Annotated in this window: 1 protein-coding gene and 1 pseudogene; both read left to right on the forward strand. The window is 34.6% G+C overall.

The window, feature by feature from the left end:
* Window positions 1-501: pseudogene (locus NHF47_RS16810) on the forward strand (hypothetical protein); the annotation flags it as partial.
* An 11-nt stretch (window positions 502-512) separates the two neighbouring features.
* The coding region (locus tag NHF47_RS16815; protein WP_252766010.1) for a DUF6443 domain-containing protein at window positions 513-980 on the forward strand (468 nt) is incomplete at its 3' end.

Here is a 980-nt window from a genome sequence, read left to right on the forward strand (position 1 = left end):
GGTTTACAAGAGACTACCTTTAAAGATTGGGGAGATGGTTTAGTGGCTCCAGAATTCATAAAAGTTGGAAAAGGAACCAATACCCTAGAAACTCGAGTAAAATATAACTTAGTAGATTCCACTAATGGTAATCCAATAGAGGTGCAACAAGAAGATGGTATACCGATTACTTATATTTGGGGTTATAATAAAACCCAACCCATTGCCAAAATAGAAAATGCTACGTACGCACAAGTACAACCCTATGAAGCGAATTTACAAACGCTATCTAATGGTACTAATGAAACAAATTTAAACACTGCTTTAGATAATTTAAGAACGGCTTTACCTAATGCTATAGTAACCACCTATACATATAAACCTTCTATAGGAATAAGTACAATTACCGATCCCAAAGGAAATCGTATTAAATATTTTTATGATGCCTTTAACCGATTGAAATATGTAGAAGATAAAAATGGTAACAAACTGAGTGAAAACGAATATCATTATAAAAACTAAAGCAAAATAAAATGAAGAAATTATTATATATAATAGCCTTAATTCCTTTTCTTGCTTTAGGTCAAAGTCAAGATCAGAATTATATAAAAACAACAACCTATAAAAAAGCCAGTTCACAAGTTACGGTAGATGTAAACAATCCTGCTGATGCTGTGGTTCAAGTAAGTTATTTTGATGGATTAGGTCGCCCTGTTCAACAAGTAGCACACAAACAGTCCAACTCGAGTAAAGATATAATTACGCCTATTGAATACGATGCTTTTGGTCGTCAAATCAAAGAGTATTTACCTTATGCAAATGGTACAGCTTCCTTAGATTATTCGGATCCAACTACAATAGCTTCTGAACTGACTTCTTTTCATGGTTCTTATAATGGAGGAACTACCAACCCTTTTAGCGAGAAACAGTTAGAGCCCTCACCTTTAGGTCGTGTGCTGAAACAAGCTGCTCCTGGAAATGATTGGGCAATGAGTAGTGGT

The sequence above is a fragment of the Flavobacterium sp. NRK F7 genome, assembly GCF_024054195.1.
GTDB lineage: Bacteria > Bacteroidota > Bacteroidia > Flavobacteriales > Flavobacteriaceae > Flavobacterium.